The organism is Paenibacillus faecis, assembly GCF_008084145.1.
In the GTDB taxonomy this organism is placed as follows: Bacteria; Bacillota; Bacilli; order Paenibacillales; family Paenibacillaceae; genus Fontibacillus; species Fontibacillus faecis.
In genome coordinates this window covers 351,881-365,376 of the sequence record NZ_VSDO01000002.1, presented here as the reverse complement: position 1 = coordinate 365,376, position 13,496 = coordinate 351,881, and the positions used below count along the sequence as shown (strand labels likewise).

Genomic DNA, 13,496 nt, shown 5'->3' with positions numbered 1-13,496 from the left:
GCGAAGGCAGGCCTCCCCGGTTTTTCCGGTGTAAAAAAACGTTCTCGCGTATTATTTCGTTAATTTCGCGCGGGATTTCACCCATGCTTCATTAAGGTCTCTCATAATGTCGTCATAAGACTCCTTCAGGTTGCCTATGCCCGCTTCGATGATCCGTTTTTTGAATTCAGGCTGCCACAAACCGATTTCGGCATCCTTGTCGATTTTGTCGACGAGCCCCTCTTGGCCTTCTTTGGCCGGGGATTGCATTTCGAATTTAACCGCGGTTCCTTCGAATGCTTTTAACGTTTCAGGAAGCGGAGCACCCACCACGGGACTCATCCCGCCGGCCTGTACAGTAGCGTAATCGGATTTGTTAAGGAACCAATCGATCCATGCCCGGGCCGCTTCTTTGTTTTTGCTGTACTTGTTTATCCCGATGTTGTAGTCGCCGGCCAACGGCATGATCACTTCGCTGGCGTTGGTCGGGAACGGCATGTAGGCGATGTCCTCCTTATTCGGAGCCAAAGCCTGGACTTGTCCGATCGCCCAGGAGCCGACAACCATCGCGCCGATTTTTCCGTTGGCCAAATCCGCTTTGGAGGCTTCCCAGTTCGTGGTCGTAGGATCCGGTTCGATGAGTCCTTCTTTTGCCGCATCGTAGAGCACTTTGTACAGCTCGTAGTGAGGTTTGCCGGGAACGAAATTGTCGTCCGTGTTCGGCTGATCCACATTGACGTAATCCACGCTGCCGGCCACCGTAGTCAGCACGGATTCCCACTGCGTCAGCGGCCATCCGTCAGCGTAGTTGGTGTAAAGCGGAATGGCGTCTCCCTTGGCTTTAATCGCTTTCAAAGCAGCGATAAATTCCGCCGGCGTTTTCGGAGCGGTCGTCACGCCGGCATCCGCAAACACTTTTTTGTTGTACAACACCCCGGAAAAATTGACAGCGACCGGTATTCCGTAAGCTTTTCCGTCGATTGCCCGCTCATCCAGCCCGATGTATTGCTTTTTCAATTCGGCCAAATCGCCAAGGGGCTCAAAGAACTCCGGCGTATCGACAAGCGGAATGCTGGTTGGGATCAGCAGCACATCCCCGTAATCATCGGAGTTCATGCGTACGGTAATTTGGCCTTCATAATCGGCCAGCGCCTGGAAGTTTACTTTGATGTCGGGATGCTCTTTGTTGAATTCGGCGGCATATTCCTTAAATACCGAGTCCACAATATCTGTTCTTTGCGTAATGACTGTAATCTCTCCGGTCGAACCGCCCCCCGCTTGATCTGCGTTTTCGTTGCCGTTGCCGCTTTTGGAGCAGCCGGCCAGTGTCGTTAACACAAGCAATAATGCCAGAAACCCCATAAGCGCTTTGTTTTTACTCACGAACATATACCCCTTTCAGTTAATAAATTAAGTTATCGATAAGCTATTTTCATATTCTATATTTAAAGCGTTTACTAGTCAATCTATTAATTTATATTAACTTTATTGTTAAGTTGCCTTGACTTTATTAATTACCTTATTCCATTAACGCCCTTTTTATTTTTAAGTTATAAAGGTATACTAACTTTAGTGTTTGGCGCTGATTCCGGATAAGTTTGATAGGACGGTGAATATAATTAAATGAGAAGCAACATTACCATGAAAGATATCGCTGATAAATTGGGAGTCAGCAGTGTAACCGTATCCAAAGCGCTTAATAATAAAGAAGGCGTCAGCGAGAGTTTAAAGCAGAAGATCCGAACGGTCGCCAGCGAAATGGGATATCGTTTTAATTCTGCAGCCAAGTCGATCAAGGATGGCTACTCCTACAATATTGGCGTCATGATCCCCCAGCGGTTTACGGGAATCAACGACTCTTTTTATCTGAGAGTGTATCAGCAAATCGCCATCCATCTGGACCGCTACGGGTACTTTGGCATTCTGAATATATTAAGCAGCGAAGATGAGGAGCAGTTGAACTTTCCGCGGGTATACAGCGAGAACAAGGTAGACGGTATTATTATTCTCGGGCAAATCGGCAAGCCTTATATCGAGACCGTGCAAAATATGGCCCTGCCCAAGCTGTTCCTTGATTTTTACGATGAGCACGCGAACATTGATTCCATCGTTACGGATAATTTTTACGGAGCCTATGAAATCACGAACTATCTGATACAAATGGGCCACCGGGAAATCGCCTACGTCGGGAATATTTATTCGACCAGCAGTATTCAGGATCGCTTCCTTGGCTATTACAAATCCCTCCTCGAACACGGCCTTACTTTTGAGGAGCGGCTGCTTCTGAAAGATCGCGATCAAAAAGGGGTATACGTGGATATCGAACTGCCCGACAAGATGCCTACCGCCTTTGTCTGCAACTGCGATCAGGTTGCTTATAATCTCTTCGAACGCCTCACCGCCCAAGGTTATAAAGTGCCGAACGATTGTTCAGTGGTTGGATTCGATAACGATATATACGCCACTTTGACCAATCCCCCGCTTACGACCGTGGAAGTGGACATCGCCCAAATGGCCCGGACCGCCGTAAAGGCGATTATGGAGCAAATTTCAAGTCCGAACCGTCGCAGCGGAAGGGTGTTGGTTCAGGGAAAAATCATTTACAGAGATTCCGTCAAACGGATTGAAAATAATTAAATCTTATTGAACAAACCGCCTGGTGCTAACGGCGGTTTTTTTGTTATATCCGGCAGGACTTCAAAAAATCGCAAAAATAAAGTATTGAAAGCGATTCTGTTTCGACTTATATTTAAAACTAGGTAGCAAATTTGTTATTATATTCGATAACAAAATAATAACAAAATTATATTTTACCAAACAACGAGGTGAATGATTTGAATTTAGGTAAACCGTTTGCTGCCGGAATGACCTGGGGGTTTATGGGAGAAAGAGGTTCCTGGGCCAACGAGGCGGCCGGTTATTCCATGGAAACGATGGTCGAAGCGACCGGGGCCAATTGGACGGCCATCGCCTTCTGCGCCTTTCAGGCCACCGCTTTTTCCACCGAAATCCCGTTTTGGGAAGAGCCGACCGTGACCGATGAGGAAGTCCGCTGGGCGATCCGGAAAGCCAAGTCCCTTGGCCTTCAAGTTTGTCTGAAACCGATCGTAAACTGTGCTGACGGGACGTGGCGCGCGCATATCAATTTTTTCGATAAAGATGTTCCCTGCGAACCGAAATGGTCGGATTGGTTTGCTTCCTACGGAAAATTTATACTCCACTATGCAAAAATCGCCGAGGAAACCGGATGCGACATGTTCTGCATCGGCTGTGAAATGGTTCAGACCGACCGACGGGAGAGCGAATGGCGGAAGCTCATTTCCGATGTAAGAAAGATCTATAGCGGGCCGATTACCTACAACTGCGACAAATATCAAGAAGACAATGTGACATGGTGGGATGATCTGGATCTCATCAGTTCCAGCGGATACTACCCGATCGATGACTGGGATCGCCAACTGGATCGCATTGAAAGCGTTGTAAAGCGGTTCGGGAAGCCCTTCTTGTTCATGGAAGCCGGATGTCCGAGCCGCGCAGGCTCTTCCGCAATTCCAAACGATTGGACGCTCCGGGGCGATGTGCACCATGGCGAACAGGCGGATTATTACCGCACGATGTTTCAAAAATGCGGGGAACGCGACTGGGTGGGCGGCTTTATGCTCTGGGATTGGCCCGCCAAGCTGTATCCTCGCGAGGCGGCCGCGGCCGATGATGGCTATAGCGTCTACGGCAAAGAGGCCGCGGAGGTGATTAAAGACGCTTATGCCGCCAAGCTCGCGGAAACCAAAGCATAGGAGGTAAGTCCATTATGGATGCCCAAAATTGGAAGGATCAGCTCCGCCTGGAACTGCAGGACAACATTTTACTCTATTGGATCAATAACACTGTTGACACGGTACACGGCGGATTTATCGGGGAGATCGACCATCAGCTCCGGGCAAACCCTCAAGCGGACAAAGGACTTGTACTCAACGCCCGGATTTTGTGGACGTATTCCTCCGCTTACCGCCTGTATCGCGACCCCGCTTATCTTGAAATGGCCGAACGGGCCTATGATTATTTGCGAAATCATTTTGTGGACCGGGAGTACGGCGGGCTTTATTGGATGGTCGATTACTTGGGTCGGCCGTCGCAGGATAAGAAGCAGGTTTACGGCCAGGCCTTCGCCATCTACGCATTAGCCGAATACTATCGCGCAAACGGCAATCAGGAAGCGCTGGATTGGGCCATCGAGCTGTACCGTCTGCTCGAAAAACACAGCTACGACCACGAGTATAAGGGGTATTTCGAAGCTCTCGCCCGCGATTGGCAGCCGACCGAGGAACTCAGCCTTAGCGACAAGGACTTGAATGAGAAAAAGTCCATGAATACTCACCTTCATGTTCTGGAGGCGTACACCAATCTGTACCGGATCTGGAAATCCCCCGAGCTCGACAGCAGCTTGCGCGGGCTGATCGAGGTGACCCTCGATCACATCATCAATCCCGAAGGCGCCCATTTCTGGCTGTTCTTCGATGAAGCGTGGCGGGTCAAGAGCGACCATATTTCCTATGGCCACGACATCGAGGGCAGTTGGCTGCTTGTCGAAGCGGCGGAAGTGTTGGGCGATGCGGAGGTGCTGGGACGCGTCAAGAACGTGGCGGCGGCCATGGCGGAAGCCGTACATGCCAAAGGCGTCGACAAGGACGGCGGAATCTGGAACGAGGCGGATGCCGGAGGGTTGACCGATGCGAACAAAGATTGGTGGCCGCAAGCCGAAGCGATGGTCGGATTTTACAACGCCTACCAAATGACGAAGGACGATAAATTCCAACAGGCCGCCCACAAGTCTTGGGAGTTTATCCGGAATTATATCGTGGATCACAAGGGCGGCGAATGGCACTGGGGCGTCGATCCGGACGGTCGTCCGCTCCCGAACGAGCCGAAAGTCAGCCCTTGGAAATGCCCTTACCACAACGGCCGCGCCTGCATGGAAATGCTGGAGCGCTTGCCCTAGACCCCGAGCAGTTCAATTTATGAATCCTATTGGAGGGAATAATATGAGTATTTTCGAAGAAAGAAAGAAACTGTTGACCGAACGCTACGAAAACCTGATCCAGCGCAAAAATGAACGTATCCCCTACGGCAACGGAGTATACGAGCGCTACAAGTATCCGGTACTTACGGCGGAGCACGCGCCGCTGATCTGGAAGTACGATTTCAACCCGGAGACGAACCCTTATTTCTCCGAACGCCTCGGCGTTAACGGGGTGTTCAATCCCGGGGCGATTCAACTGAACGGCAAATTCTATCTGGTCGCCCGCGTCGAGGGGGTCGACCGGAAATCCTTCTTCGCCGTGGCGGAGAGCGACAACGGCGTGGACGGGTTCCGCTTCTGGGACCGCCCTGTCGTGCTGCCGGAGACGGATGAGCCGGATACGAACGTGTATGACATGCGCCTCGTCCAGCATGAAGACGGCTGGATTTACGGTCTCTTCTGCACCGAACGCAAAGACCCCGACGCCCCGCGCGGCGATCTGTCCAGCGCCATCGCCCAGTGCGGGATCGCCCGCACCAAGGATCTCGTGACGTGGGAGCGGTTGGCCGATCTGAAGACCGGCTCGCCGCAGCAGCGGAACGTCGTGCTGCACCCCGAGTTTGTCGAGGGCAAATACGCCTTCTATACGCGGCCGCAAGACGGATTTATCGATACCGGCTCCGGCGGCGGCATCGGCTGGGGGCTGTCCGAATCGATCGAGAACGCCGTGATCGACAAAGAAATCATTATCGATGAGCGCTATTATCATACGATCAAGGAAGTCAAAAACGGCCAGGGACCGGCTCCGATCAAGACGGACCGGGGATGGCTCCACATCGCCCACGGGGTCCGCAATACGGCGGCCGGGCTCAGATATGTGCTTTATGCTTTCCTGTCGGACCTGGAGAAACCTTACGAGGTCACGCATCGCCCGGGTGGGCATCTAATCGCTCCGGAAGGCGAAGAGCGGGTCGGCGACGTATCCAACGTCGTGTTCTGCAACGGCGTCATCGCGACGGATCGCGGCGAGGTGTTTATCTACTACGCTTCCTCCGATACCCGCATCCATGTCGCTACAACTACGGTGGACCGGCTGCTGGATTACGTCATGAACACGCCGGAAGACGCCATGCGCTCCTACGCTTGCGTGGAGCAGCGGATCGCGCTGATCGACCGCAACCTCTCCCTCGTTTAGTCCATGAATTCAAACCACCCGTGTGAACGGGTGGTTTGCTTTAAGGCTATAAGCATTTATTACCGGCTAGCGTCTAAAGGCGCTGGCTTTCACTACGTTCAGGCTACTATGCCGTTTTCCGCTTTTGCCCCCCCCTGAAGGGGTGCGATGATTACCAGTACCCCTTCAAACAACCTTGATAACTTAAAATTCCTGCATATCTGCAAGCTTTTTTCTTGTTCGGGGCCCAAAATTTCAAAATTCGTGCAAATCTGCAGGAATTTTTGACGAAACCGGCTCGTTTCTCTAAAATCGCTGGAAATGCCTGCAGATTTGCATCTTTTTTCGCATTCCCTCGGGAATCCGCTTAAATACCTGCAGATTTGCATCTTTTTGGCGTTGGAAGCTTGGAAGCACACTAGGCGCCTCTTTGGATGTGACATATCACTTCGATTAGCCATCAAGCCACCTTTTCCTTTCGGTATACAACATAGTAGCTTGAACACCCCTATGATAACGACCCCATCGGGTTGGTTTGTTACTATAAGCAGCACTACACCACCGACATAGCAGGTTTTTGTTTCGCACGCTTCGCGAGTTCAACTGGCTAACCCCCAAACAAAAGGGCTGTTCCTGGCAGATCACTGCGGGGAACAGCCCTTTCTTCCTTACCTTCAACCGTCCGACGGCGCGGCTGTGGAATCGCGGTAAACCAGCTCCGCGGAGATCAGCACCTTCTCCAGCGCATGCTCGGGCTGCTCGATGCGTTCGAGCAGCTTTCTTACGGCTCTGCGCCCCATCGCTTCCTTCGGCACATGAACCGTGGTCAGCGGCGGATCGCTGCGGAAGGCGTCGTCGATGTTATCGAAGCCCGTCACCGTCATGCCGCCCGGCACCTCGATTCCCGTCTCCCTCAACACCTGCTCTACCCGAATCGCGATCGAATCGTTGGCGCAGACGAGTGCCGTCGGCAACTGCTTGGATTTTTGCCGGGCCGTCAGCCATTCCTTGAAGGTTTCCGTAAATTCTCCGGTATCCACGCCGGCGAGCAGCAGCATCGGATCATCCGAGTCCGGCGCCTTCAGCCCGTTCTCCTCCATGGCCTCGCGGAAACCGAGCCATCTGTCGCGAAAGCTGCGGGAAAACGCGATGTTGCCGATAAAATGAAGCCGGGTATGCCCCAGCCCGATCAAATGGTTGCATACCCGCATCATGCTGTCTCCATTATTGGCGAAAATGGTATCCGTCGGGATCAGCGCGTCCTCATGATCGACCAGCACCATCGGAATGCCGAGCCGGTGCACCTCAAGCAACAAGGCGGAGTCGATCTGGCCGACCCCGATCATCCCCAAAATACCGCCCGGATTGAGCACATGCATAAACTGGTCCACCCGGGAATCCGATACGATCACCATGCCGAATCCCCGGCTTTCCAACTCCGCGGAAATCCCCTCCAGGATTTTTCCCCAATAGAGCGAGTCCTTGGTCTGAAACCGGATATTCGGCATCAGCACGATGACCGATTGCTTTCCCGGTGAAGGCGCAGTCTGCTGCGCGACGGTTTGATTTTTGATATAGGCATTCTTCTGCGCGAAATAGCCCAACTGCGACGCCGCCTGAATCACCCGGTTTTTGGTAGCTTCATTCACCCCGCCTTTTCCCGACAGCGCTTTGGAAACGACAAATTTGGATACGCCCAGATGATCGGCGATTTGCTGCATCGTAATCTTTTTCAACTTCAAAATACCCCCGGACACCATATCTGTTTGAACCATATACCTCATCACATTATAACAAACGAGGTGCCGGGGATAAATGGAATTCGACAGGTTTCTCCGAATTTATTCCGGGGAAGGCCCGAACCATGAAGCAAACCAGTGAATGCTTTTGCGCGAAACCTGCTGAAGCAGGTGGGCCGCTTTATCCGCAAAGCGGTCCACAGCCGGGGCTTCAGGCGCCGGGAGCAGCAGATCGGCCGGCGTCTGGAGAACGCCGTTCCCCTGCGGTGCTCCCTGGGCGCCTCCGGGGCTAGGCACGGCCGAACCGGTCCCGCCGGGTCCGGGGAACGCTCCTGTCGCCGCTCCAGCCCCTGTTCCGATATATCCGCTATATCCGCTGCCGTCGGCGCCGGGATAGCCGTAGCCGTAACCCGGAGCTTGAACATTTCCGCTATAACCGGAGGTTGGAGACCATGTCCCCTGGGCGCCTGCGGCTCCAGGCTGTATGGTCCCGCTGCCGGCGGGAATTCCTCCGTTCGGGCTCCATCCGTTCGCCTGGGGCTCCGGTTCCGCCATCTGCATGCCCAATGTGACCCCGGCGATCAGCAAAACGCCGTACAGCAATCCTCTTTTTAACGGTTTACCCATGAACCTCATCCCTCCGCCCCTCAGGACTTCTTGTTCACCGGAGAAGCCGCGTTATTCGCCTTTTCCGGATTCTTCGGATTCTCCGCTTTGGCCACGGCGCCGGCTTTTTTGACTTCCTGGCTTTCCCAGTAAAGATCGGCAATGATGCCGGCCAGCACTCGGGATGTCCGCTCCAACTCCTCAGCCGAGTTGTCGATCCCCCCCACCTCAATCAGAATGCTCTGCGGAGATAGGGACTGGTTATACTCACCGTTGCCTTGAGAACTCGTCTTCCCCCAGATCCCTCGGGAGATGCCGGGGTAATTCTGCTCCAGCCGGTCGTGGATCATACTGGCAAAAGCCTCGTTCTTTCTCCAATTCGCGTTGGCGTGTCCGATAATGAAATAGACCTGGGCGTATTTTTTGCCGTCGATCGTCGTCGTAGTCTTGGCATGGCGCTGCGAATCCCGGTGAATATCGATGAAATACTGCAGTTGCCCGTTTTGCGCCATAGCCGTTTTGACGGTCTCCCTGGAATATTTATATGAATAATTGTAATTGTAATTACTGACGGTGGCGGCGTAGTTCTCAAAAGAGTGCAGCGTGGCCACGCCTTTTCGCTCCAACTCCTTGGCCAGAAAGGTGCCGACCAAGCCGACGTTCTTGTTCTTGTCCGTTGAACTCGGATTGGTTCCGTTTGCACCGAGAAGGGGGTTGTAGGCTTCCTGCGGGTGGGAATGATAGATCATCACGATGTTCTTGTAACCCGGTTTGATCGGCTGTCCTCCATCTTGGCCGGGTCCGCCGTTTCCGGATGCCGTGCCCTTTGAACCGGATGTCCCCTTCCCTGGAGTCTCCGCCGGCGGCTGCTTCCCCGGAGCCGTTTCTTTACCGCCGCCGTCAGGCGTACTTCCCTGGGCTTCCCCTGTTCCCGGCCGGTAATCCTCCGGCGCCTGCACCGTCGTATTGCCCGAACCGGTGCGCAGCAGGATGGGACCGCCCTTCCCAAGCCCCGGTACCTCGCGGGCGACCAGGCTTTTGGGATCGCCCGGGTTGACGTCGGTCAGCAGTTGGAACACGAACCGGGACATCTCCTTCCCGGAAATGGCGGGCGGCTGATCCTTGTTGGCCGAGTGAGGCAGTTCCATACCGACCATATCGATAAAGAAGCGGCTCGAGAGCGACGCGGCCAGCCCCTTCATGGATGAAACGGGCGAGTTGTTCAAGTTCTTTTCCGCGATTCCCAACGTTCCAAGCAAAATAAAAAATACGACCGACAGCACCGACAGCAGCAAAAAGGTTTGGCCCATCGCCAGCACATGCAGCAGGTTTCTCTTCATTTTCCCGATATTCCAGGCTCTGAATTTCATCTTGTCTTTCCTCCTCCAGCCGGTCTCCCTTTGGCTCGATCTTGTATATTCCAAATCTATGAACCTAGCGGGGGGGTTAGAACCTGGAATTCTCACAAAAAAAGAAGTCCGCTAGATTGCGAACTTCATAGAAGGGGAGAGGCTAATGCGTGTACGCGGCCACGTTGTCGGGATTCACCGCCTCATGCAGGGCGATATTCAGCCCGCTGGCGATCACGTTGGCGATATCCTCGATGAACTCATCGATTTCTTTCGGCGTTACGATCAGATCATGGCCGAGCGGCTCAAGCACTTCTTTCACCAAGCCAAGGCGTTCGTTCTCGCTCAATTCCGAGAGCAGTCCCATGATCTGCCGCGTCTGCCCCTGCTGGCCCGCTGCGCTGCCGATCTCCTGACTAAAATGCGTCTTCATGAGATCGAACGCATTGTTGACGATCGTTGAGGCGTAGCAGACCGTAGGTACGCCGATCGCGATACACGGCACGCCGAGGATTTCCCGGGTGATTCCCCGGCGCTTGTTGCCGATCCCCGATCCCGGATGAATGCCGATATCCGCGATCTGGATCGTCGTATTTACCCGCTCCAGCGACCGGGAAGCGAGGGCGTCGATGGCGATGATCAAGTCCGGTTTGGTCCGGTCGACGATCCCCTGCACGATTTCACTCGACTCGATTCCGGTTATCCCCAGCACACCGGGAGCGACGGCGCTCACGTCCCGGTATCCCGGGGCCACCCGATCCGGCGTCAGTTCAAAAAAGTGGCGCGTCACCAGCACGTTTTCCACGACCAAGGGGCCGAGCGCGTCCGGCGTAACATTCCAGTTGCCAAGTCCGACGATCAGCACTTTGGCTTTGTTTCCGATATGGATTTTGGACAGAAAATGGTCGAACTCCCGGGCAAACGCCGCGGCCACGCGCTCCTGCAGTTCGGTATCCTGGCCGCGCAGGGCCGGAACTTCCAGCGTAATATAATGGCCGATCATCTTTCCGACCCGCCGGGCCGCCGCTTCGTTCGTTATATCAAGACGGGTTATTCGGATGCCGTCCTGCTCCTCGGTCTGTTCGTTCAAACCAGGTACCGGGCCGCCGTATACCGTCTCCGCCATTTCCTTCGACTCTACGGCCAGGTCGGTTCGAACGGAGTAATCTCGCAAATCCAAATTCATAAAATGAAGACCTCCTTTTCCTCGATTACCTGTAGTTTGCGGGAGTAAGAAAGCGATTATGCACGAGCGGGTTTTGTTTTAAGGAATAGATTGCATTTTACCGAGGCGCATGATAAAATATTTTAAGTTGTGAATCATCTGGGTTGATATATGCTTTACAGGAGGTGAATGCAATGCCTAACATTAAATCCGCAATCAAACGTGTGAAAACCAGCGACAAGCGCCGCGCTCTGAACGCTTCGCAAAAGTCCGCTTTGCGTACGGTTGTTAAAGCAGCCGATACCGCTCTGGCGAACAACGAAGTGGAAACAGCTAAAGCTGCTTTCGCCGCTGCAACCAAAAAATTGGACAAAGCCGTGACTAAAGGTTTGATCCACAAGAATGCAGCTGCCCGTAAGAAATCCCGCTTGGCTAAAAAATTGAACGCCCTTACGTCCCAAGCGTAAGCGTCGCTATTTATAAACTTAAGCTCGAAGAGACCTGAACGATATCGTTCAGGTCTTTTTGATGTATGCGCCGCCAAACGCCGAAACTTTCCGCTTCCTGAAAGCGTCTATGGATCATGAGGTAAATTTTGGTTTAAGCAGAGAGGGGATATTTATGAAAAAGCAATTTGTCGCATGGCTACTGGCCATATGCCTGGTTGCGGGAACCGGAGGTTTCTCGGCCTATGCCGAGGGCGAAAACGAAAGCGGCAGCAAACCACTGGAAGACATCTTTTATCAAACCGTGATCTTCCCCTTCAATTATCAAGGAAAAGTGTTTATTTACGGGTATAAAGCCACGATGTATGAAAAGTACGAAGTGGTGCAAAGAAAAGGGAGGGTACTCGTTCCCATTCGTCTGATGGGATATCTCGCCAGTCAATCCGTGAAGCCGGGTGAAGGAACGTGGGACGTCGTCTGGAACCCGAAAACGCCGGACGTCGTGCTGATCAACAACTCCGCAAAGGGGAGATCCATCAAGTTCACAGTCAACAGCAAGACGATGCTGGTCAACAAAAAACCGGTGGAATTGGAAGTTCCGCCGCAAAAAATAAACGGCCGGGTCGTCCTTCCGCTGCGCGATGCCGCCGTGGCGCTCGAGAAGCAAATCAACTGGCTGGACGGCTTGATTTTGATCGGCGACACCCCGCTGGACGTGAAGCATGCCCGGACGCTGTCCATCAAGGATGCGGTCAAAGCGGAGCTGGCCGATTCCCGCAAGCCTGTCGATTACGAGAAAACCCTCACGCCGATCGCGAAAAACGGAAGCTCTATTTATTATTACAAAAGAAGCTACGACAACAACAAAATCACGGATGAGCTGTACAGAAAGGCGGACGGTCAGAAGGCGAAAAAAGTGGCTGTGCCGGGAAATCCTTCGTTCAGCTTCACGAAGACTCTCGGAGACGAACTTTATTTCGTTTCCGTTGTAAAAGACTCCACGGAGCTCTATGCTTACAGCTTCATCAAAAACCAATTTCGCAAAGTCAGCTCGCTCGGCTCGTGGAATCCGTCGGATGGCTGGCTAAGCGACATTCGGCTTATCGATGGCGAACTGTACGTAAACCTGCATACCGGGGATAACACGATCGGCTCCGATACCTTATACAGAGTGGAAAAAGGTTCATTAAAGGAAGTCCTCGGCGCCAAGAGCCTCATTCAATTCGTGAAGTCCGGCAAAGCTATTTATTACACGGACTTTAAGTTCATGAGCGATCCAACGAATAACCTCTATCGAATGGATATGGCGACAGGGCAAGAAGTTCCCTTGGGCAAACCCGGTTTTACTTACGGGATTCACCGAACCATCAGCGACGGCGGAGGCGTCGGTTATTCGTCCGATGGGACGCTTCACCTTAAAGACGGATACCTGTATGTGTTGGGTTACAAGGAAGAGGATGCCAAAGACCAAAGCGCCGTTTATAAAATCTCTCTGGCGGACCAAACTCAAGTTAAGCTGACCTCTCCCGCCAGAAACTTTTGGGTGAAGGATGACCGTATTTACTTTATCGATGCTCAAACCGGATTTTTGGTTCAAACCGATCTGAACGGAGAAAACCGTGAGGTCCTATCGAAAAAGGCCGTCTTCCAAGTATCGTTCCATGACGGATTTATTTATTACTTGGTGAACGATGGCAGTGCGCCTTCGGAAATGGGCGTTCTTTACCGATACGATATCAAACTCGCCAAGGAGGTTCAGCTAAGCGATCAAATCACCGCTTCCTACCATGTGGACGGCGGCTCCGACGTCTATTATGTAGCCAGGGGCTATAAACCGGGAGTTTATAAGGTGGATCGAAACGGTCGTAACGTCCCCCTGGTTCGGGACAACGTGAGTTGGACTCTGGGGGCCGATAAAGGAATCGTATATACCCTGGAGTATAAGGAAGGGGTCTATACGGCGAAGTAAGAAGCGAAAGACCGGGCGTGAAGTTATTTCGGTAACTTCACGCCCGGTCTTT

At 52.8% G+C, this 13,496-nt stretch carries 11 protein-coding genes; 6 read left to right on the top strand and 5 right to left on the bottom strand.

Going from position 1 to position 13,496, the window contains the following annotated elements:
- Window positions 1-51: 51 nt before the first annotated feature.
- Window positions 52-1,362, bottom strand: coding sequence for an ABC transporter substrate-binding protein (locus FRY98_RS09455; protein ID WP_148451515.1), 1,311 nt, complete (start codon window positions 1,360-1,362; stop codon window positions 52-54).
- Window positions 1,363-1,602: 240 nt separating this feature from the next.
- Between FRY98_RS09455 and FRY98_RS09450 the strand changes: the two genes are divergently transcribed.
- The 4 genes from FRY98_RS09450 (at window position 1,603) to FRY98_RS09435 (ending at window position 6,191) form a co-directional block, all read left to right on the top strand.
- Window positions 1,603-2,616, top strand: a complete 1,014-nt coding sequence (locus tag FRY98_RS09450; RefSeq protein ID WP_148451514.1) for a LacI family DNA-binding transcriptional regulator — start codon at window positions 1,603-1,605, stop codon at window positions 2,614-2,616.
- 227 nt (window positions 2,617-2,843) lie between these two features.
- Window positions 2,844-3,773: a glycoside hydrolase family 113 gene (locus FRY98_RS09445; protein ID WP_148452628.1), complete on the top strand. Its 930-nt coding sequence runs from the start codon at window positions 2,844-2,846 to the stop codon at window positions 3,771-3,773.
- Between the two features lie 14 nt (window positions 3,774-3,787).
- Entirely contained in the window at window positions 3,788-4,975 is a 1,188-nt protein-coding gene (locus tag FRY98_RS09440) for an AGE family epimerase/isomerase (protein ID WP_148451513.1), read from the top strand.
- A gap of 43 nt (window positions 4,976-5,018) precedes the next feature.
- On the top strand, window positions 5,019-6,191 hold the full coding sequence (locus FRY98_RS09435) for a glycoside hydrolase family 130 protein (RefSeq protein WP_148451512.1): 1,173 nt from the start codon (window positions 5,019-5,021) through the stop codon (window positions 6,189-6,191).
- Between the two features lie 653 nt (window positions 6,192-6,844).
- Here FRY98_RS09435 and FRY98_RS09430 read toward each other — a convergent pair.
- The 4 genes from FRY98_RS09430 to gpr form a co-directional block, all read right to left on the bottom strand.
- Window positions 6,845-7,906: a LacI family DNA-binding transcriptional regulator gene (locus FRY98_RS09430; protein ID WP_249043381.1), complete on the bottom strand. Its 1,062-nt coding sequence runs from the start codon at window positions 7,904-7,906 to the stop codon at window positions 6,845-6,847.
- 105 nt (window positions 7,907-8,011) lie between these two features.
- A complete protein-coding gene (locus FRY98_RS09425) occupies window positions 8,012-8,536 on the bottom strand; it encodes a hypothetical protein (RefSeq protein ID WP_148451511.1) in 525 nt (174 codons plus the stop codon).
- A 20-nt stretch (window positions 8,537-8,556) separates the two neighbouring features.
- On the bottom strand, window positions 8,557-9,885 hold the full coding sequence (locus FRY98_RS09420) for a stage II sporulation protein P (RefSeq protein WP_148451510.1): 1,329 nt from the start codon (window positions 9,883-9,885) through the stop codon (window positions 8,557-8,559).
- 142 nt (window positions 9,886-10,027) lie between these two features.
- Entirely contained in the window at window positions 10,028-11,050 is a 1,023-nt protein-coding gene (gene gpr / locus FRY98_RS09415) for a GPR endopeptidase (RefSeq protein WP_148451509.1), read from the bottom strand.
- A gap of 173 nt (window positions 11,051-11,223) precedes the next feature.
- Here gpr and rpsT point away from each other — a divergent pair, with 173 nt between their 5' ends.
- Both rpsT and FRY98_RS09405 read left to right on the top strand, forming a co-directional pair.
- Complete coding sequence (gene rpsT / locus FRY98_RS09410; protein ID WP_148451508.1) at window positions 11,224-11,496, top strand: 30S ribosomal protein S20; 273 nt, start codon at window positions 11,224-11,226, stop codon at window positions 11,494-11,496.
- Window positions 11,497-11,650: 154 nt separating this feature from the next.
- On the top strand, window positions 11,651-13,444 hold the full coding sequence (locus FRY98_RS09405; RefSeq protein WP_170287069.1) for a DUF5050 domain-containing protein: 1,794 nt from the start codon (window positions 11,651-11,653) through the stop codon (window positions 13,442-13,444).
- The last annotated feature ends 52 nt before the right edge of the window (window positions 13,445-13,496 follow it).

Coding starts and splice junctions, on each gene's coding strand:
- FRY98_RS09450 (WP_148451514.1), top strand. CDS start 1,603: ATGAGAAGCAACATTACCATGAAAGATATCGCTGATAAATTGGGAGTC.
- FRY98_RS09445 (WP_148452628.1), top strand. CDS start 2,844: ATGACCTGGGGGTTTATGGGAGAAAGAGGTTCCTGGGCCAACGAGGCG.
- FRY98_RS09440 (WP_148451513.1), top strand. CDS start 3,788: ATGGATGCCCAAAATTGGAAGGATCAGCTCCGCCTGGAACTGCAGGAC.
- FRY98_RS09435 (WP_148451512.1), top strand. CDS start 5,019: ATGAGTATTTTCGAAGAAAGAAAGAAACTGTTGACCGAACGCTACGAA.
- FRY98_RS09425 (WP_148451511.1), bottom strand. CDS start 8,536: ATGGGTAAACCGTTAAAAAGAGGATTGCTGTACGGCGTTTTGCTGATC.
- FRY98_RS09420 (WP_148451510.1), bottom strand. CDS start 9,885: ATGAAATTCAGAGCCTGGAATATCGGGAAAATGAAGAGAAACCTGCTG.
- gpr (WP_148451509.1), bottom strand. CDS start 11,050: ATGAATTTGGATTTGCGAGATTACTCCGTTCGAACCGACCTGGCCGTA.
- rpsT (WP_148451508.1), top strand. CDS start 11,224: ATGCCTAACATTAAATCCGCAATCAAACGTGTGAAAACCAGCGACAAG.
- FRY98_RS09405 (WP_170287069.1), top strand. CDS start 11,651: ATGAAAAAGCAATTTGTCGCATGGCTACTGGCCATATGCCTGGTTGCG.